The sequence below is a fragment of the Brevundimonas sp. TSRC1-1 genome, assembly GCF_049898245.1.
Classification (GTDB): Bacteria; Pseudomonadota; Alphaproteobacteria; order Caulobacterales; family Caulobacteraceae; genus Brevundimonas; species Brevundimonas mediterranea_A.
Genome location: NZ_JAFCXI010000002.1, coordinates 549,544 through 566,647 on the forward strand (window position 1 = coordinate 549,544; position 17,104 = coordinate 566,647).

Consider the following 17,104-nt stretch of genomic DNA (forward strand, 5'->3'; position numbering starts at 1 on the left):
GCTCGGGGAGGGGAGTGTGCGTCGGTCGCTTCGCTGCGGTTCGGAGGGGAATGTCCCGCAGCGGTAAGGATCAGATGGGAAGCCTTGTTTGAGGTTCAAGAGACGAAAACACGGCTTTCGATGTGGCGCGGCGCCGCAGGTTCAGGCTCCGGCCCTGCCCTCTGTTTCCGTCTCGGTCTCGCCCGCCTTCTTCCGGTTCGACTTGCCCTCGTCGGCATAGGGTTCGCCGTCGCCCGACAGCAGGATGGCCATCCAGCGTGATCCCTGGAATTCAGCCAGGATCGCCATGGCCATGACCGCGAGAGGGGTGGACAGGAACATGCCCACAACGCCCCACAGCTTGCCCCAGAAGGCCAGGGACAGCAGGACCACGACGGGGTCGATGTTCTGGTTGTCGCCCTGCATCCGCGGCTGGATCATATTGCCGACGATGAACAATATGGTCTGAAGCCCGACCAGCAGGATCAGGGCCGGCCAGTAGCTGGGGAATTGCACCAGGGCGAACAGGGGGGGCGCCAGTCCCGCCACGGCCCCGCCCAGCACGGGAATGAAGCCGACGATGAAGATGACGAAGGTCCAGAACTCGGCGTTCTGAAGCCCCACGGCGCGCATCAGGATCCAGGCCACGACGCAGATCATGGCGCCGGTGACGGTCTGGACCCAGATATAGCCCTCGACCCCGCCGCGAACCCGTTCGAACACTGCGATCGCTTCGTCGCGCTGGCGTTTTTGCGGGAACATGGCGACGATCTTGCGTCGGAAGCCGATCTGCGAGGCCAGGAGAAAGCCCAGGTAGACCATGACGAAGAAGGCCCCGGAGGCGATGCCCTGAGCCTGTATGGCGATGGAGGCGACATAGCCGCGAATATCGACGCCGTTGATCAGCTCCTGGGCCGTCGGCGGATTGTTCAGGCGCGCCATGCCGTAGACGTCGCGGATGATCTGATCGATGCGCGGCCCGATATTCTGCGAAACGCCCGAGGCTTCGCCGAAGAAGCCCGCCGCACCGTTCACGATGATGCCGATGGAGGCGAAGAAGGCCAGGACCACCAATACGAGGGCGGCGACACCGGCCCAGCGGTCGTTCAGCGGGGTCCGGGCCGCCACGGTCCGCTTCACCCCGTCGATCATGATCAGCAGGAACAGGGCCATGGCCAGAGGCGTCAGTATGTCCCGAAGCCAGTAGACGGCCGCGCCCGCAGCGACGGTCGCGATCAGGGCGGCGGCGTTCCGCGATACGGCCGAAGACTGCATGGTGACGGGGTTCTTCATGGCGATCCTTGTCGGCGGCGGGCCGAGCGGCGTCAACACGCATGAACAGCGGCGGTTCCGACGCGCGGGGCTCTGCGCTAGACCTAGCCGGTTCTCTGGAGACTTTTCATGTCCGACGCCCCTGCCGGCCTATTCCTCGGCCAGTCCGACGCCGCCCAGCCGGAAGCCCTGCTGTTTCACCGCGCCAACCGACACGGCGTGGTCGCCGGCGCCACGGGCACCGGCAAGACGGTCACCCTTCAGATCATGGCCCAGGGCTTCTCTGACGCCGGGGTGCCGGTCTTCTGCGCCGATGTGAAGGGGGACCTTTCGGGCATTTCCCAGGTTGGAACGCCGAACGAGAAGCTGATCGCCCGGGCGACCGAAATGGGTCTGACCCTGACGCCGCGAGCGGCTCCGACCGTCTTCTGGGACCTGTACGGACAGAAGGGCCACCCGATCCGCACGACCGTGTCAGAGATCGGTCCGGTGCTGATGTCCCGGATGCTGGGTCTCAACGAGGTGCAGGAAGGCGTGATGACGGTCGTCTTCCATATCGCCGACAAGGAGGGCCTGCTGCTGCTGGACCTGGGCGATCTGCGCAGTCTGCTGGTCTATGTGGGCGAGAACGCCGAGCGGATCGGCCGCGAGGTCGGCAATGTCGCCCCCGCCTCCATCGCCGCCATCCAACGCGCCCTGCTGCAGCTTGAGCAACAGGGCGGCGACGCCTTTTTCGGTGAACCGGCTCTGAAGCTGGAGGACATGATCCGTGTCGGCCTCGACGGGCGCGGTCAGGTCAATGTGCTGGACTCCACGCGGCTGATGAACAGCCCGCGCCTGTATGGGGCCTTCCTGCTGTGGCTGTTGTCGGAGCTGTTCGAACAGCTGCCGGAGGTGGGCGATCCCGACCGGCCACGCCTGGTCTTCTTCTTCGACGAGGCCCATCTGCTGTTCGACGACGCCCCGCGCGCCCTGCTGGACAAGGTCGAACAGGTGGTGCGGTTGATCCGGTCCAAGGGGGTCGGCGTCTATTTCGTCACCCAGAATCCAGCCGACATTCCCGACAGCGTCCTGGCCCAACTCGGCAATCGTATCCAGCACGCGCTCCGGGCCTATACGCCGTCGGAACAGAAGGGGTTGAAGGCCGCCTCGCAGAGCTTCCGCGCCAATCCCGCCTTCGATACGGCCGAGGCCATCCAGGGCCTGGGCGTGGGCGAGGCCCTGGTCTCGGTCCTGGACGAGAAAGGCGCCCCGACCGTCGTGGCCCGCACGAAGATCCGGCCGCCGGCCTCGCGCCTGGGCCCGGCGACCGAGGCCGAGCGCGCCGCCGTCATGGCCGCCAGCCCGGTGCGCGGCCTCTATGACCAGACGCTGAACCGCGAATCCGCCGAGGAAATCCTCGCGGCCCGCCATGCCGCCTCCGATCGGGCCGAGACTCAGGCCAGGGCGCAGTCGGACGCCGCCAAGGCCGCCGAAGCTCAGGCGAAATCGAACGAGAAGGCGGTAAGGGCGGACGTCAGGGAACGGGCCCGGACGACGCCGCGCGCCAGAACCTCCAATCGTCAGACCCCGATGGAGGCCCTGACCAAGTCGGTGTTGCGCACGGCCGGGTCCACCCTCACCCGCGAACTGTTGCGGGGATTGCTGGGCGGGCTGAAGCGGCGCTAGGTCTTGCAACGGGGCGGGGGCGAGCGCATCTCCCGCCCATGTTCATTCAGACCGAACCCACGCCCAATCCCAATGTGCTGAAGTTCCTGCCGGGCCGCGAGGTTTCTCCGCTCGCCGTGCTGGACTACCGCACCATCGACGCGGCGACCGCCTCGCCCCTGGCCGAGGCCCTGTTCGAACTCGAGGGCGTCGACGGCGTCTTCTTCGGCGCCGACTATGTGTCGGTGACCCGACAGGAGCGCGGGCCGGACTGGTCGGAGATGAAGGCCCCGATCCTGGGCGTCATCATGGATCATTTCGTCTCGGGCCGGCCATTGACCGTCGCGGGGTCTGAAACCGAGACCCATGCCGAGGACGACAGCGAGATCGTGGCCGAGATCAAGGCCCTGCTGGACAGCCGCATCCGACCCGCCGTGGCCCAGGACGGCGGCGACATCCTGTTCGACGCCTTCGATGAGGCGACCGGGGTGCTGAGCCTGCGGATGCGCGGCGCCTGTTCCGGCTGCCCTTCCTCTTCGGCGACGCTGAAGGCCGGGGTCGAACAGATGATGCGCCACTATGTGCCTGAGGTGACGCGCGTCGAGCAGACCCTCTGACCGACTGACGTTTTCGTTCTCGCCAGACGTGCGGCGGGGCGCCATCCTCGGCCTCCATGCCGCGTTTCGTTCCTGATCCTGAAGTCCTTCGTCTGGGCGAGGCCCTGGCCGCCCTGCGCCGTCGGCGCGGCCTGTCCCAGGCCGAGGCCGGGGCGCGTCTGGACATGACCAGCCAGGGCTGGGGCCTCTATGAATCCGGTCGCCGGCCCGGCCTGTTCCGGCCCGATGTCCAGCGTCGCCTGACCGGGGCGCTGGACGCCACGCCCGAAGCCCTGGCCTTGCTCGTTTCGGGCGCCCAGACGCCGCACGTCGATCCGGCCGCGACAGGCCTGGAAAGCCGGGGACGCGGCTTCGACGGCCCGCCGCCTGTCGTCGTGAAACACCTGAAGGTTCGCGACGACGCCCTCTCCCCCTGGGCCGAACCGGGCGTCATCCTCGAATACCAACCGGACCTGTGGCCCAGGGGCGGCCAGGGCTGCGTCATCGAGATGAAGGACGGCGATCTACGCCCGCGCCTCTTTGACCGGTCCGAGGACGACCGCCTCCATGTCCGGGGGGCGGGCGCGCTGGACCGGGCGGAGGTGATCGACCGCCGGTCCGTGGCCCGCATCTCGGCCGTGATCGCCCGCCGCGAATCATGAAACGAAAAGGTTGCATGCGCGGAAAGGTTGTGAGATCGTTCCGGCATGGACAGGACGCCCCCTACTGCTCGCCAGACGGCCCGCGCGCCGGAACCCTTGGACGCCGTCGTCGGCGCCCGGATCGCATCACGACGCACGGCCCTGGGTCTGTCGCAGACCGCCCTCGGCGCCCTGATTGGGGTCAGCTGCCAACAGGTGCAGAAGTACGAGGGCGGTCAGAACCGGATCTCGGCCTCGCGGCTGCACAATCTGGCCCTGGCCCTTGGACTGCCTGTCGGAGCCTTCTTTCCCGAGCCGGCGGACGAGGCCGAAATCCCCGAACTGTCGATGATGCGGACCATGGCTGCGACACCGGAAGGCCGGGCGATGGCCGTCGGTTTTTCCCGCATCGAAGACCGCGCGGTGCGTCAGGCCCTGACGCGACTGGTGGAGGTTCTGTCTCGCGCGGCCTAGAAGGCGCGCCATGAGACTTCTGGTGATCGATACGGCGCTCGGCGCCTGCACGGCGGCGGTGTTCGAGGACGAGCGACCCTTGGCCGTTCGTTTCGAACCCATGGCCAAGGGCCATCAGGAACGCCTGGGCGGTCTGGTGCGCGACGTCATGGCCGAGGCCGGCGGGGGGTTCGATGCCCTGGATCGGATCGGGGTCACTGTCGGACCCGGTTCCTTCACCGGCTTGCGGGTCGGTCTGGCCTTCGCCCAGGGGTTGGGCGCGGCCCTGGATCGGCCGGTGGTCGGGGTGTCGGCCCTGGATGGGCTGGCCGCGTCTGTGGATTCGGCCGGACCGCCGGTCGCGGCCCTGATCGACGCCCGACGAGGCCAGGTCTACGCCAAGCTGTTCATCGACGGCGCGGCCGTCGGTCCGGACGAGGCCTTGTCGCTGGACGAGGCGGCGCGACGAATCACCGCCCTGGGGAAAGAGGTTCGACTGGTCGGCTCCGGGGCCGCCGTCCTGGTCGAGGCCTTTCCTGACTTGAGCATGGCGTCCATGGACCCCCGCGTCGCGCCGTCGGCCCAGGCCCTGGGGCGACTGGTCGCCGCGGCCGATCCTGCCGACCATCCGCCCCGCCCCTTGTATCTTCGCGCGCCGGACGCCACGCCGCCCACCCGCCTGCCGGGTCAGCCGCGCCAGCCGGTCCCATGACGCCCGCCGACCCGGCCCTGCTGGCGCGACTGCATGCCCAGGCCTTCGCCGCGCCGTGGAGCGAGGCCGAGTTTGCGGACCTTCTGGGCCAGGCCGGGGTCTTCGCCGTGGTCGAACCCGACGGTTTCATCCTGGTTCGGGTCGTGCTGGACGAGGCCGAAATCCTGACCCTGGCGGTCCGGCCCGAGGCGCGCCGGGCCGGTCTGGGTGGGCGTTTGACGGGGCGGGGGGCGGTGGCCGCCGCCCAGGCCGGAGCCTCGCGTCTGTTTCTGGAGGTGGCCGAAGACAATGTCGCCGCCCGCGCCCTGTACGACCGAGCCGGCTTTCGGCCCCTCGGCCGTCGCAAGGCCTATTACGCCGCGCCGGACGGGGGGAGGACCGACGCCCTGGTCCTGAGTCTGGACCTCGCGGCAGATCCTGAAAAGCCGGCGCTTCCCTGAAACGGTCCGACGTCCTATTCTAGGGTCATGGACCGGATCGAAAAACTCTGCGCCGACCGCGGCATGCGTATGACCGAACAGCGTCGGGTGATCGCCCGGGTGCTGTCCTCGGCGGAAGATCACCCGGATGTGGAGGAGCTGTATCGCCGCGCCTCCTCGATCGATCCGCACATCTCGATCGCCACCGTCTATCGCACCGTGCGCCTGTTCGAAGAGGCGGGCGTGGTCGAGAAGCACGACTTCGGGGACGGACGCAGCCGCTATGAGGAGGCGGGCGACGACCACCATGACCACCTGATCGACACCAAGACGGGCGAGGTGATCGAGTTCTTCGACGCCGAGATCGAGAAGCTGAAGACCGAGATCGCCGACCGGCTGGGCTTCGAACTGATCGGTCACAAGCTGGAACTGTACGGCGTGCCGATCGAGGGCGCTGAACCGTCCAAGCGCGAGGGGCTGATCTTCAAGCGCCATGCCGCCCGCGTAAACCCCGCCGATCTGCCCGCAGACGTGGATGCGGGCTGAGCCTCGGTCTTGTCGTCGCCTGTCCGGGCGATCATAAGCCCGGCATGACCGAAATCCGGGTTCAAGAAGCCGAAGCGATGCTGGAGGCGCCGTCAAAGCGCCTGTTCATCAAGACCTACGGCTGTCAGATGAACGTCTATGATTCAGAGCGCATGGCCGACGTCCTGCGCCCTCTGGGCTATGCCGTCACCGAGGATGTCCGGGCCGCCGATTTCGTCATCCTGAACACCTGCCACATCCGCGAGAAGGCGGCGGAGAAGATCTATTCCGAGCTGGGCAAGCTGCGCGAACTTCGCGACATCAAGCGCGAGACCGGCGGCGACCTGACCATCGCGGTCGCCGGCTGTGTGGCCCAGGCCGAGGGCGAAGAGATCATGAAGCGCCAGCCGGCGGTCGACATCGTCGTCGGCCCCCAGGCCTATCACCAGCTGCCCGAACTTCTGACCCGCACGGCGCGGGCGCGGGGCGAGCGGATCGGCGCCGACTTCGCCCCTGACGACAAGTTCGACGCCCTGCCGGCCGCGCGTTTGACCGAAGGCCCGACCGCCTTCCTGACGGTGCAGGAGGGCTGCGACAAGTTCTGCACCTTCTGCGTCGTGCCCTATACGCGCGGCGCCGAATGGTCGCGGCCTCTGGCCTCTGTGCTGGAGGAGGCGCGGGCCCTGGCCGGCCGCGGCGTGCGCGAAGTCACCCTGCTGGGTCAGAACGTCAACGCCTATGACGGCGAACGGCCCGATGGCCGAAAGTCGAGCCTGGTCGAGCTGGCCTACGCCCTGGCCGAGATCCCCGGCCTTGACCGGATCCGCTATACGACCAGCCATCCCAACGACATGTCGGACGACCTGATCGCGGCCCACGGTGATCTGGACGCCCTGATGCCCTATCTGCACCTGCCGGTTCAGGCGGGCTCCGACCGGATTCTGCGGCTGATGAACCGCAAACACGGGCGTCAGACCTATTTCGACCTGATCGACCGTATCCGCGCCGCGCGACCCGACATCGCCATGGCCGGAGACTTCATCGTCGGCTTCCCCGGCGAGACGGACCGCGAGTTCGAGGACACGCTGGATCTGGTGCGGCGGGTGAACTACGCCTCGGCCTTCGCTTTCATGTATTCGCCCCGCCCCGGCACACCGGCCGCCGGCATGGGCAAACAGGTCGAGCCGGAGGTCGCCAAGGATCGGCTGCACCGTCTGATCGAACTGCTGACCGAACAGCAGATCGCCTTCAACGCCGCGCAGGCGGGCCGGACCCTGAATGTGCTGTTTGATCGCAAGGGCCGTCACGGCAGCCGTCGTCAAGCGGTCGGACGATCCCCATATCTTCAGTCTGTCCACGTCGATGACGCGGATCATCTGATCGGCCGGATCGTTCCGGTCGAAATCATCGCCGGCCAGCACAACAGCCTGACCGGTCGGCTTGTCGCCCCGGAAGCGGCGGCCCCAGCAGAAAAGGCCGCTTGATGGCGCGAGAATCCGAGTTCGTCCCCCTGAACGACGCCGAACTGCGCGCCGTCATCGGGCCGAACAGTCGTCACGTCGCCCTGATCGAGGACGCCTTCAAGGTGCTGGTCGAGGCGCCGGGCGGCGGGGTCTCCGTCAACGGCGGCACCCGCGACCGCTCGGACGCCCGCCAGGTGATCGAGGATCTGGCCAAGCGCGCGGCCCTGGGCGCCGAGGTGACCGAGGCCGATGTGCGCGCGGCCCTGGGCCAGGCGCGGGGCGGCAAGGGCACGCCGGGCATGGCGGCGGCGGGGGTGTCGCTTCCGGGCGGCAAGCGCGGCGCCATCGTGCCCAAGACCAAGGCCCAGGCCGCCTATCTGGACATGCTGGGCCGGTGCGAACTCAGTTTCGGTGTCGGCCCGGCCGGCACCGGCAAGACCTTCCTGGCCGCCGCCTATGGCGCCTCCCTGTTGCGGCGCGGCCAGGTGGATCGGCTGGTCATCACCCGGCCGGCGGTCGAGGCGGGCGAGAAACTGGGCTTCCTGCCCGGCGACCTGAACGAGAAGGTCGATCCCTATCTGGCCCCGATCTGGGAGGCCCTGAACGACATCCTCGGCGCCGAGGACGTGCAGCGCCGCCGCGACAAGGGCGAGATCGAGGCCGCCCCCATCGCCTTCATGCGCGGCCGCACCCTCAGCCACGCCTTCGTCATCGTCGACGAGGCCCAGAACACCTCGCGGCTGCAGATGAAGATGGTCCTGACCCGCCTGGGCGAGGGCGCGCGGATGGTGGTGACGGGCGACCCGTCGCAGATCGACCTGCTGAATCCCCGCGATTCCGGCCTGGCCCACGCCCTGCGCATCCTGGACGGGGTCAAGGGGGTCGGCATCCTGAAGTTCGAGGCCTCGGACGTGGTGCGCCACGCCATGGTCGAGCGGATCGTGCGCGCCTACGACGCCGACGCCGCAAAAGGGCGTCCGACCCCGGACCTTGAAGATCCTGCATGATCGAGATTGAAATCGAGGCTGAGGCCTGGACCGGCGCCCTGCCGGAAGCCGGGGCCGTGGTGACGAAGGCGGCCGAGGCCGCGCTTGGCGCCGTCGCGGGCGATGTGGTCGTACTTCTGACCGATGACGAGGCGGTGCGGGAACTGAACGCCCGGTTCCGGGACAAGGACCGGCCGACCAATGTCCTGTCTTTTCCCGCGCCCGAAAGCGCCGCCCCGCACCTGGGCGACATCGTCCTGGCCTACGGCGTCTGTGCATCCGAAGCCCAGGCCCAGGGCAAGACCCTGTCAGACCATCTGAGCCATCTGATCGTCCACGGCGTCCTGCATCTTCTGGGGCGTGACCACGAGGACGATGCGGAGGCCGAGGAAATGGAGGCCGAGGAGCGCGAGATCCTGGCCGAACTGGGCGTCGCCGATCCCTATGCCGCCGAATCCGCTGACCTTGGGCAGGACGTTTGATCATGTTTCCCGACGCCGCCCTGGACCGGTTCGCCGCCCGTATCCGCGTCCTGCCCGAGCGGCGGCGCGCCCTGACCTGGCGGTTGATCCGCATCGGCCTGGCCCTGGTGGCCGGGGCGGGAACAGCCCTGGCCCATCCGCCGTTCGGCCTGCTGTTCGGCCTCTTGGGCTATCCGCTGCTGATGATCCTGTCCGAGCGGTCGGACACGACGCGCGGCGCCTTCTGGATGGGTTGGCTGGCGGGCTTCGCCTATTTCTTCATCGGCTGCTGGTGGGTGGCGGAAGCCTTTTTCGTCAATCCGGAGCAGGCCTGGATGGCGCCCTTCGCGGCCAGCCTGCTGCCCGCCGGGATCGGCCTGTTCTGGGGGGCCGCCTGCGCCCTTTATCGCCGGCTCGCCCCCGTCGGGGTGGTCCGGGTCCTGCTGTTCGCCGCCCTGTTCTGCGCCGCCGAATGGCTGCGCGGCCATGTCCTGACCGGTTTTCCCTGGAACCCAGCCGGGGCGACCTGGAGGGCAGGGGGCGGCATGTCGCAATTCGCCTCGATCGTCGGCGTCTATGGACTGAGCCTCGTTACGGTCGCGGCCACCGCCGCCCTGGCCCCTCTGGTCGGCCCTGGCGCGCCGCGCAGCCGTCTGATCTCGGCAGGACTGGGCGTCCTGGCCCTGGTTTCGGTCGGCGTCTTCGGCGCTGTGCGGCTGGCGCAGGCCGATCTGCAGTTCACCGACACCCTGGTCCGCCTGGTCCAGGCCGATGTGAAACAGGAGACGAAATGGTCGCCCGAGGCCTATCGCTCCATCGTGGATCGCTATGTGGCCCTGACCGGCCAGCCCGGCGCCCGGGTTCCGGATGTGGTGGTCTGGCCCGAGGGCGCCCTGCCGGCCTCGGCCAACGAGGTTTTCGCCTCGACAGATGCGACGGCCATCGCCGGCGCCCTGCGGCCGGGTCAGACCCTTTTGATGGGGCTGGCGCGCGGCGAGGCGGATCTGACGGCGCCGGGAGGCGGCCGCTATTACAACAGTCTGTTCGCCCTGGCCGATGAAGGCGGGCCCGGTCTTCGGATAGCCGCCGTCTATGACAAGCACCGGCTGGTCCCGTTCGGCGAATATCTGCCGCTGGGTTCGGTCATGACCGCCATCGGCCTGCGCAGCCTGGTGCATATGCCCAGTGATTTCACCGCCGGGCCGACCCCGGCGCCGATCCAGATTCCAGGCGCGCCGCCCGCTCAGATCCTGATCTGCTATGAAAGCCTCTATCCCGGCTTCACCCCCGGCGCGGCGGGTCGGCCGGACTGGATCGTCAACGCCTCCAACGACGCCTGGTTCGGGGCGACCTCGGGTCCCCGCCAGCATCTGAACCTGGCCAGCTATCGCGCCATAGAAACCGGACTGCCCATCGCCCGAGCGACGCCGACGGGAATTTCGGCCATGATCGACCCCTGGGGCCGGATCGTGGAGGGGCAGCGTCTGGACCCCGGCGTCATGGGGGTGATCGACGCCCTCCTGCCGCGCCCGACCGGCGTCACCCCCTATGGGCGACTGGGCGACTGGCCTTTTCTGGCGGCCCTGCTGGCCGCCGCGCTCGCCGGCTTGTGGCCGCTGATTCTAAGAACTAGGGTTCCTCGAATCGGTCAGTGATTTGAGTGGGCGGGGACGGCATGGCGCGTGAGAAGCTCGAGGAGCCGCATCCCGTTGATCGCCACGTCGGCCGCCGCGTTCAGGAAAAACGCCTGGATCTGGGACTGACCCAGACCGCCCTGGCCCGCGCGGTCGGCGTCAGCTTCCAGCAGGTTCAGAAGTACGAGAAGGGCGCCAACCGCGTCTCGGCCTCGAAGCTGTTCGAGATGGCCGAGTTCATGAAGGTGGACATCCCCTTCTTCTTCCAGGGTTTCCACGACGCCCAGCCGGGCGTGGGGGAAGAAGAGGCGCCCGGCTTCGACCACGAGCACAAGCCGACGAAACACAGCGTCGAGATCGCCCGCCTGGCCCCGCGCCTGCCGGCCCGGAACCAGAAGCTGATCCTGGACATGATGCGCGAAATGCTGGGCGAGGGCGCCGACAAGCCGGGCTGAGCCCGATCAGCCGACGGCGGTGATCTCCACCGACTGTCCCGCCACCACGGCCTCGTCCCCGACCCGCTTGCCCAGCAGGGCGCGGGCCAGCGGCGAGACATGGCTGACCGAGCCCTTGGCCGGATCCGCTTCGTCCTCGCCGACGATCCGCCAGGTCTGGGTCCGGCCGTCCTCGCGTTCGATGGAGACTGAACCGCCGAAGCGCACTCCGCCGTCGTCTGCGGTGGGCTCCTGCAGTTGGGCGGAGGCGCGGCGGGCGGACCAGTAGCGCAGGTCCCGCGTCGCGCGCGCCATGGCGGTGCGGTCGCTTTCGATCGAGCCCTTCACCTGGGCGGCGGAATAGGCGGCGCGGGCGGCGGCCAGTTCGGCTTCGATCAGGGCCAGGCCTTCGGGCGTGACCAGATTGGGGTGGGGTGAGATCGGCCGGTCCGCTAGGTCGGCGGCGGTGGCTTCCAGATCTTCTTCTCGGGTGAATGCAACGCTCATGGTTCGGAACATAGCGACGCCGGTCCCTATAGCCAGCGTCGCCGCGAGCGGGCAAAGCGGGGGATGACCCAATCCAAACGTCAAGTCCATATCATCGGCGCCGGCCCCGCCGGTCTGATGGCGGCTGAACGCCTCGCCCAGGCGGGTCTGAGCGTCGTGGTTCACGAGCGGATGCCGTCCGTCGCGCGCAAATTCTTGATGGCCGGTCGCGGCGGACTGAATCTGACCCATTCGGAGCCGCTGGATCGGTTCCTGACCCGCTATGGCTCGGCCCAGGCGCCGGTCGCGCGCTGGATCGACGCCTTCACGCCCGCCGACCTCACCGCCTGGGTCGAGGGCTTGGGCCAGCCGACCTTCGTCGGGTCCAGCGGGCGGGTGTTTCCCCGCGCAATGAAGGCCTCGCCCCTTCTGCGGGCCTGGTTGGCGCGGCTGGAGGGTCTGGGCGTCGAGATCCGCACCCGGTCGCGTTGGGTCGGCTGGCGCGACGGGGCTCTGGTGTTCGAGACTCCGGACGGAGAGCGGCTGGAACGGTCGGACGCCGTGGTCCTGGCCCTGGGCGGAGCCAGCTGGCCGCGCCTGGGTTCGGACGGCGCCTGGAAGCCCGGGCTTGAGTCCGCCGGGGTCGCCGTCGCGCCCTTCCGCCCCGCCAATGTCGGCTTCGATTTCGCCTGGTCCCCGCTGTTCCGCGACCGGTTCGCCGGTCAGCCGCTGAAGGGCGTCGCTGTGACGCACGGGAGCAGGACAGCGCGCGGCGAGGCCATGATCGCCCGCTACGGCCTCGAAGGGGGCGCTGTCTACGCCCTGTCGGCCGTGCTGCGGGCGTCGGTGGAGGCGGACGGGCGGGCTGATGTCCGGATCGATCTGAAGCCCGACGTTGCGGTCGGCAAGCTGACCGACCGGCTGTCGAAACCCCGGGGCAAGGCCAGCCTGTCCAACCATCTGCGCAAGGTTGTGGGGCTGGAGCCGGTCGCCGTCGCCCTGCTGTATGAAGCCGGTCCCCTGCCTGTTTCCCCCCGAGCCCTGGCCGAACGGATCAAGGCCATGCCCCTGACCTTGACCGGCGTACAGGGTTTGGAGCGCGCGATCTCTTCCGCTGGCGGGGTGGCGCTGGACGGGGTGGACGAACGGCTGATGCTGACCGCCCGGCCGGGCGTTTTCGTCGCCGGCGAGATGCTGGACTGGGAGGCCCCGACCGGCGGCTATCTGCTCCAGGCCAGCTTCGCCTCGGGCGTCCAGGCGGCGCGCGGCCTTATGGCCTGGCTCGACAGGCGGGGCTGAGAGGGGCAGGGTCGAGGGCTCGCCGTTAGGAGTTCCCGATGCGTCACGCCCTGCCCGCCGTTTCCGCCCTCGCCCTGATGGTGGCCTGTTCTTCGGCCCAGGCCGGCGATCCCGCCGCGCCCGACATCGACGCCGCCCGGATGAACGAGGCGGTGCGGGTGCTGGCTTCGGATGAATTCCAAGGTCGCGCCCCCGCGTCGCCGGGTGAGGAGAGGACCGTCGCCTGGCTGGTCGAACAATTCCGCGCCGCTGGGGCCGAGGGCGGCGGCCCGGACGGGGCCTTCGTCCAGGTCGCCCATCTGTCGCGCACGCGCCAGGACGGCCCTGCGACCATCGCCGCCCAGGTCGGGGGCCGCTCGATCGCACTGGAGCGGGGGCCGGACGTCCTGGTCTCCAGCGACCGTCCCACCGACCATATCGCCGTGACCGACGCTCCCGTCGTCTTCGTCGGCTATGGCGCCACTGCGCCCGAGCGCCAGTGGGATGACTTCAAGGACGTGGACGTGCGCGGCAAGGTCATCGTCGTCCTGGTCAACGACCCCGATTTCGAGGCGTCAGCGGGCGAACCGGTGGCGGGCAAGTTCGACGACAAGGCCATGACCTTCTACGGCCGCTGGACCTATAAATTCCTTGAAGCCGGCCGTCGCGGCGCGGCGGGCGTGTTGGTGGTGCATGAGACGGCCGGCGCCGGCTATGGCTGGTCGGTGCTGCAGAACTCGTCGGCCGCGCCCAAGTTCGACATCGTCCGCGCCGACCCGAACGCCGAGCGCGCCCCCTTCCAGGGCTGGATCCAGCGCGCCAAGGCCGAAGAACTGTTCACCGCCGCCGGCCTGGACTTCGCCGCCCTGAAGGACAGCGCCCGCAGCGCGGACTTCAAACCTGTCGTCCTGCCGGGGATGACGATGAGCGTCGATTTCGGACAGATCGCCGACCGGGTGGAGACCAGGAACGTCATCGCCCGCATACCCGGCTCCGAACGACCCAACGAGACCGTCATGTACGGCGCCCACTGGGACGGTTACGGCGTGGGCACGCCCGACGCCTCGGGCGACACGATCTATAATGCGGCCGTGGACAATGCGACCGGGGTGGCGGCCCTGCTGGAGCTGGCCCACGCCTTCGCCGATGCGCCGCGTCCGAAACGTTCGGTGGTCTTCGCCGCCTGGTCGGGCGAGGAGGCGGGCTTGCTGGGTTCGACCTATTACGCCGCCAATCCGGTCTGGCCGCTGGAGACGACCGTGGCCAACATCAATGTCGACAGTCTGCTGCCGGGAACGGAGATCGACCCCAATGTCGTCGTCATCGGCAAGGGCAAGAACCAGCTGGACGAGGTTCTGGCCCGCCATGCGACCGCAACCGGCCGCACCCTGATCGCCGATCCCGCGCCCCAGGCCGGCGCCTTCTATCGCTCGGACCACTTCCCCCTGGCCCTGAAGGGCGTGCCGGCCCTGTTCCCGGCCGCCGGTTTCACCGGCGCCAGCGCCGCCAGCCGCGACTATGTCCAGAACCGCTATCACCAGCCGTCGGATGCATGGGATGCGACCTGGCGCATGGACGCCGCCGCTGCGGACGTGGCCCTGATCTACGCCGTCGGCCGCGACCTGGCCCAGTCCGACGTCTGGCCCGAATGGAACCCCGGCGCCGAGTTCGGCCCCGCGCGGGATCAGTCCAAGGCTCTGCGGCCCTAAGAGGCCGCCGTCTGGAAGGAGGGCACGACGAGCTGCAGCTCGGGCGCGGCGGCGCTGGTCGCGGCGCCCAGCGGCAGGTGCAGGATGAAGGCGGCGCCCTTGCCCGGCTCGCTCTCGACCTCGGCCCAGCCGCCGTGCAGCTCGACCAGGGCCTTGACCAGGGCCAGGCCGACGCCGGGGCCGCCGCGCTCGCGCCGCACGAACCGGTCGAAGACGTGGGCCTGCAGGTGATAGGGGATGCCGCGTCCCGAATCCGACACGGTCACCCGCATTTCCGACGGACCCATCTCGGCCGACAGAGTCACGGCGCCGCCTTCGGACACGGCGCGGGCGGCGTTCTCCAGCAGGTGGTTCAGGGCCTGGCCGATACGGTGGTCGTCCGCGCGGATCGGCTTCAGACCAGGCGGGCAGGTCACGGTCAGGGTCGCGCCCCGGCCCTCGACCTTGGCGCGCACCCGTTCGGCGGCCTGCTCCAGCAGATCCTGAACGCGCACGTCGCCCAGCGACAGCTCCATCTCGCCGGCGTCGATCTGGGCCATGTCCAGGACGTCGTCGATGGATCGGGCCAACTGGCTGGCGGCGACGCGGATGGCGCCGGCGTGCTGGCGGCCGCGTTCCGGCAGGTCGCCCATGGTCTCCAGCAGCTCGGAATAGCCGACGATGGTCGTCAGCGGGGTGCGCAGCTCATAGGAGACGCTGCCGACGAACTCGCGTTTCAACGCCTGGCTCTCGGCCAGAGCCTGTTCCCGCTGAACCAGGGCCTGTTCCAGACCGCGCCGGGCCGTGATGTCCGAGAAGGCGACCAGGGTGGCGCCGTCGGGGAGAGGGCGCGTCTGCCAGGCCGCGATCCGGCCGTCGATGGTGCGGCCTTCGCCCGATATGGCGACCCGGCTTTCGGGATCGGGATCGGCGACGCGGGCCTTCAGACCCAGCCACAGGGCAGGATCGGGCAGGACGGCCTTGCACAGTTCGGCCAGGGCGTCGAAGTCGGTCGAGCCGGCGATCTGTTCCGCCGACAGTTTCCAGAAGGTCTCGAACGCCTCGTTGTGCAACCGCAGTCGTCCGTCCGAACCGAACACCGCGACGGCGTCGTTCAGCTTGTCCAGGGTCGCCGTCTGGACCTGGATCTGGGCGTTGAACCGGCTTCTCAGGTTCAGTTCGTCGGTGATGTCCGAGAAGATCAGCAATATGCCGCCCAGCGGATGGGGCTGGCGCACGACCCGCAGGGTGCGGCCGTCCGGAAGCGACCAGCTGTCGTCGGGCGAGGCCTGGGAGGCGCCATAGAACTCCAGTTCGCGCGCCTTCCAGCCCGCATAGTCCATGACCTCGGGCAGGCGGCGGCGCTGACGCAGCCGGTCCAGCAGTTCGGCGTGGGTCGGGCGTTCATCCAGCCAGGCGGGGTCGATGTCGAACAGGGTCTGGAAGGCGGTGTTGTGGAAAGCCAGCCGCTTGGACGGGCCGAAGATGGCCACGGCGTCAGCCAGATGGTTCAGCGTCTCGTCATGGGCGTCGACGTGGCGACGCAGGGTGTCGCGCGTCTCCTCCGCCTCGGTCACCTCGATGGCGAAGGCGGTGACGGCGCCGCCGCCGGCCGGTTCGGCGATGATCCGCCAGGCGCGGCGATGGCCGCCGCCGGTGGTCCAGCGGAAGCCCTCCTGGCGCACGCCCAGCCGCCCGGCTTCTGCGACCAGGGCGTCGGCGCCCCGGTCGAACGACAGGCCCTTGTTCCGCGCCGTCTCGACGCTGTCGGCGCCGATCTCGTGCAGCCAGACCCGGTTGGCCCAGGCCAGTTTGCCGGCGCCGTCCACCACCCAGGTCGGGAACGGCGAGGCGTCGCCCAGCAGGGCCAGGCCGCTCTCGGTCGCGTCGGCCCCGGTCAGCATGACGCGCGACGCCGGTGACAGTCTCAGCCAGGCGCCGCCGCCGGCCACCCGTCCCTCGATCCGCCAGGGTTCGACGTCGCCCAGTTCGATCAGACCTTCGAACGCCTTGCCGGCCGTCACCAGACCGTCGATCAGCACCACATAGGAGGTCTTCAGCCGGGTCAGCAGGGCGTGTCCCGCCGTATCGCCGCTGGCCTCGGTCAGGCGATCGATCAGTTCGGGCGGGCCGATGGGGGCGCCGCTGGCTTCGCCTTCGGGGGTCAGGGCCAGGCTGACGTCGTCGAAGGCGCGCAACATGCTGTCGTGGCGGCTGAGATCGGCGACGGCCGCCGCCCGCTCGCCCTCAGCCAGGGCCGTGGCGGCGTTCAGCCTGGCGCGCAGACGCAGAGCCCAGGCGCTGACCGCCAGGGCTAGCCCGGCTGCGCCCGCAGTGGCGACATAGGCGATGTCGGCCTCGGCCATTCTTGTCCCTGGGTCCCGCGACCTGATTCGGCGTTCACCATACCGCAAACCCGGCCAGAAAAAG

General features: G+C 69.0%; 17 protein-coding genes. 14 read left to right on the forward strand and 3 right to left on the reverse strand.

The window, feature by feature from the left end; all coding sequences use genetic code 11:
- Positions 1–141: 141 nt before the first annotated feature.
- Positions 142–1,272 carry an AI-2E family transporter gene (locus tag ACP7CK_RS08630; RefSeq protein WP_426025741.1) on the reverse strand — a complete coding sequence of 377 codons (1,131 nt, stop codon included), beginning with the start codon at positions 1,270–1,272 and terminating at the stop codon, positions 142–144.
- A 108-nt stretch (positions 1,273–1,380) separates the two neighbouring features.
- On the opposite strand from ACP7CK_RS08630, the gene ACP7CK_RS08635 reads away from it, so the two are divergent.
- From ACP7CK_RS08635 to ACP7CK_RS08690, 12 genes are all read left to right on the forward strand, one after another.
- Complete coding sequence (locus ACP7CK_RS08635; protein ID WP_008264045.1) at positions 1,381–2,919, forward strand: helicase HerA-like domain-containing protein; 1,539 nt, start codon at positions 1,381–1,383, stop codon at positions 2,917–2,919.
- Between the two features lie 38 nt (positions 2,920–2,957).
- On the forward strand, positions 2,958–3,515 hold the full coding sequence (locus tag ACP7CK_RS08640) for a NifU family protein (protein WP_008263738.1): 558 nt from the start codon (positions 2,958–2,960) through the stop codon (positions 3,513–3,515).
- Between the two features lie 56 nt (positions 3,516–3,571).
- On the forward strand, positions 3,572–4,156 hold the full coding sequence (locus ACP7CK_RS08645; RefSeq protein WP_426025742.1) for a helix-turn-helix domain-containing protein: 585 nt from the start codon (positions 3,572–3,574) through the stop codon (positions 4,154–4,156).
- Between the two features lie 45 nt (positions 4,157–4,201).
- The gene (locus ACP7CK_RS08650; RefSeq protein WP_426025743.1) at positions 4,202–4,609 is read left to right on the forward strand and encodes a helix-turn-helix domain-containing protein; all 408 of its coding nucleotides are present in this window, start codon (positions 4,202–4,204) and stop codon (positions 4,607–4,609) included.
- A 10-nt stretch (positions 4,610–4,619) separates the two neighbouring features.
- Entirely contained in the window at positions 4,620–5,300 is a 681-nt protein-coding gene (tsaB, locus tag ACP7CK_RS08655) for a tRNA (adenosine(37)-N6)-threonylcarbamoyltransferase complex dimerization subunit type 1 TsaB (protein WP_008263863.1), read from the forward strand.
- On the forward strand, positions 5,297–5,740 hold the full coding sequence (locus tag ACP7CK_RS08660) for a GNAT family N-acetyltransferase (protein ID WP_008261686.1): 444 nt from the start codon (positions 5,297–5,299) through the stop codon (positions 5,738–5,740). The genes tsaB and ACP7CK_RS08660 overlap by 4 nt, the downstream gene beginning before the upstream one ends.
- A 27-nt stretch (positions 5,741–5,767) precedes the next feature.
- On the forward strand, positions 5,768–6,265 hold the full coding sequence (locus ACP7CK_RS08665; RefSeq protein ID WP_008259871.1) for a Fur family transcriptional regulator: 498 nt from the start codon (positions 5,768–5,770) through the stop codon (positions 6,263–6,265).
- 77 nt (positions 6,266–6,342) lie between these two features.
- Entirely contained in the window at positions 6,343–7,728 is a 1,386-nt protein-coding gene (gene miaB / locus ACP7CK_RS08670; protein ID WP_292147679.1) for a tRNA (N6-isopentenyl adenosine(37)-C2)-methylthiotransferase MiaB, read from the forward strand.
- The gene (locus tag ACP7CK_RS08675; RefSeq protein WP_008264329.1) at positions 7,728–8,714 is read left to right on the forward strand and encodes a PhoH family protein; all 987 of its coding nucleotides are present in this window, start codon (positions 7,728–7,730) and stop codon (positions 8,712–8,714) included. Before miaB ends, ACP7CK_RS08675 begins: the two co-directional genes overlap by 1 nt.
- Entirely contained in the window at positions 8,711–9,175 is a 465-nt protein-coding gene (ybeY, locus tag ACP7CK_RS08680; protein ID WP_426025744.1) for an rRNA maturation RNase YbeY, read from the forward strand. Before ACP7CK_RS08675 ends, ybeY begins: the two co-directional genes overlap by 4 nt.
- A gap of 2 nt (positions 9,176–9,177) precedes the next feature.
- Complete coding sequence (lnt, locus tag ACP7CK_RS08685) at positions 9,178–10,809, forward strand: apolipoprotein N-acyltransferase (protein WP_291754819.1); 1,632 nt, start codon at positions 9,178–9,180, stop codon at positions 10,807–10,809.
- Positions 10,810–10,829: 20 nt separating this feature from the next.
- Positions 10,830–11,243, forward strand: a complete 414-nt coding sequence (locus ACP7CK_RS08690; RefSeq protein ID WP_035310355.1) for a helix-turn-helix domain-containing protein — start codon at positions 10,830–10,832, stop codon at positions 11,241–11,243.
- A 6-nt stretch (positions 11,244–11,249) separates the two neighbouring features.
- Here ACP7CK_RS08690 and greA read toward each other — a convergent pair whose 3' ends face one another.
- On the reverse strand, positions 11,250–11,729 hold the full coding sequence (greA, locus tag ACP7CK_RS08695) for a transcription elongation factor GreA (protein WP_426025745.1): 480 nt from the start codon (positions 11,727–11,729) through the stop codon (positions 11,250–11,252).
- 63 nt (positions 11,730–11,792) lie between these two features.
- On the opposite strand from greA, the gene ACP7CK_RS08700 reads away from it, so the two are divergent.
- Positions 11,793–13,007: a TIGR03862 family flavoprotein gene (locus ACP7CK_RS08700; RefSeq protein ID WP_426025746.1), complete on the forward strand. Its 1,215-nt coding sequence runs from the start codon at positions 11,793–11,795 to the stop codon at positions 13,005–13,007.
- 38 nt (positions 13,008–13,045) lie between these two features.
- Entirely contained in the window at positions 13,046–14,695 is a 1,650-nt protein-coding gene (locus tag ACP7CK_RS08705; RefSeq protein ID WP_426025747.1) for a M28 family metallopeptidase, read from the forward strand.
- On the opposite strand, the gene ACP7CK_RS08710 is transcribed toward ACP7CK_RS08705, so the two are convergent.
- Complete coding sequence (locus ACP7CK_RS08710; protein WP_426025748.1) at positions 14,692–17,040, reverse strand: ATP-binding protein; 2,349 nt, start codon at positions 17,038–17,040, stop codon at positions 14,692–14,694. The two genes, ACP7CK_RS08705 and ACP7CK_RS08710, sit on opposite strands and share 4 nt — an antisense overlap.
- Between the last annotated feature and the right edge of the window lie 64 nt (positions 17,041–17,104).

Bases quoted from the DNA above. Each gene is read 5' to 3' on its own strand.
- ACP7CK_RS08645 (WP_426025742.1), top strand. From the start codon at position 3,572: ATGCCGCGTTTCGTTCCTGATCCTGAAGTCCTTCGTCTGGGCGAGGCC.
- ACP7CK_RS08675 (WP_008264329.1), top strand. From the start codon at position 7,728: ATGGCGCGAGAATCCGAGTTCGTCCCCCTGAACGACGCCGAACTGCGC.
- ACP7CK_RS08640 (WP_008263738.1), top strand. From the start codon at position 2,958: ATGTTCATTCAGACCGAACCCACGCCCAATCCCAATGTGCTGAAGTTC.
- ACP7CK_RS08630 (WP_426025741.1), bottom strand. From the start codon at position 1,272: ATGAAGAACCCCGTCACCATGCAGTCTTCGGCCGTATCGCGGAACGCC.
- ACP7CK_RS08665 (WP_008259871.1), top strand. From the start codon at position 5,768: ATGGACCGGATCGAAAAACTCTGCGCCGACCGCGGCATGCGTATGACC.
- ACP7CK_RS08710 (WP_426025748.1), bottom strand. From the start codon at position 17,040: ATGGCCGAGGCCGACATCGCCTATGTCGCCACTGCGGGCGCAGCCGGG.
- ACP7CK_RS08650 (WP_426025743.1), top strand. From the start codon at position 4,202: ATGGACAGGACGCCCCCTACTGCTCGCCAGACGGCCCGCGCGCCGGAA.
- ybeY (WP_426025744.1), top strand. From the start codon at position 8,711: ATGATCGAGATTGAAATCGAGGCTGAGGCCTGGACCGGCGCCCTGCCG.
- greA (WP_426025745.1), bottom strand. From the start codon at position 11,729: ATGAGCGTTGCATTCACCCGAGAAGAAGATCTGGAAGCCACCGCCGCC.
- tsaB (WP_008263863.1), top strand. From the start codon at position 4,620: ATGAGACTTCTGGTGATCGATACGGCGCTCGGCGCCTGCACGGCGGCG.
- miaB (WP_292147679.1), top strand. From the start codon at position 6,343: ATGCTGGAGGCGCCGTCAAAGCGCCTGTTCATCAAGACCTACGGCTGT.
- lnt (WP_291754819.1), top strand. From the start codon at position 9,178: ATGTTTCCCGACGCCGCCCTGGACCGGTTCGCCGCCCGTATCCGCGTC.
- ACP7CK_RS08705 (WP_426025747.1), top strand. From the start codon at position 13,046: ATGCGTCACGCCCTGCCCGCCGTTTCCGCCCTCGCCCTGATGGTGGCC.
- ACP7CK_RS08660 (WP_008261686.1), top strand. From the start codon at position 5,297: ATGACGCCCGCCGACCCGGCCCTGCTGGCGCGACTGCATGCCCAGGCC.
- ACP7CK_RS08635 (WP_008264045.1), top strand. From the start codon at position 1,381: ATGTCCGACGCCCCTGCCGGCCTATTCCTCGGCCAGTCCGACGCCGCC.
- ACP7CK_RS08690 (WP_035310355.1), top strand. From the start codon at position 10,830: ATGGCGCGTGAGAAGCTCGAGGAGCCGCATCCCGTTGATCGCCACGTC.
- ACP7CK_RS08700 (WP_426025746.1), top strand. From the start codon at position 11,793: ATGACCCAATCCAAACGTCAAGTCCATATCATCGGCGCCGGCCCCGCC.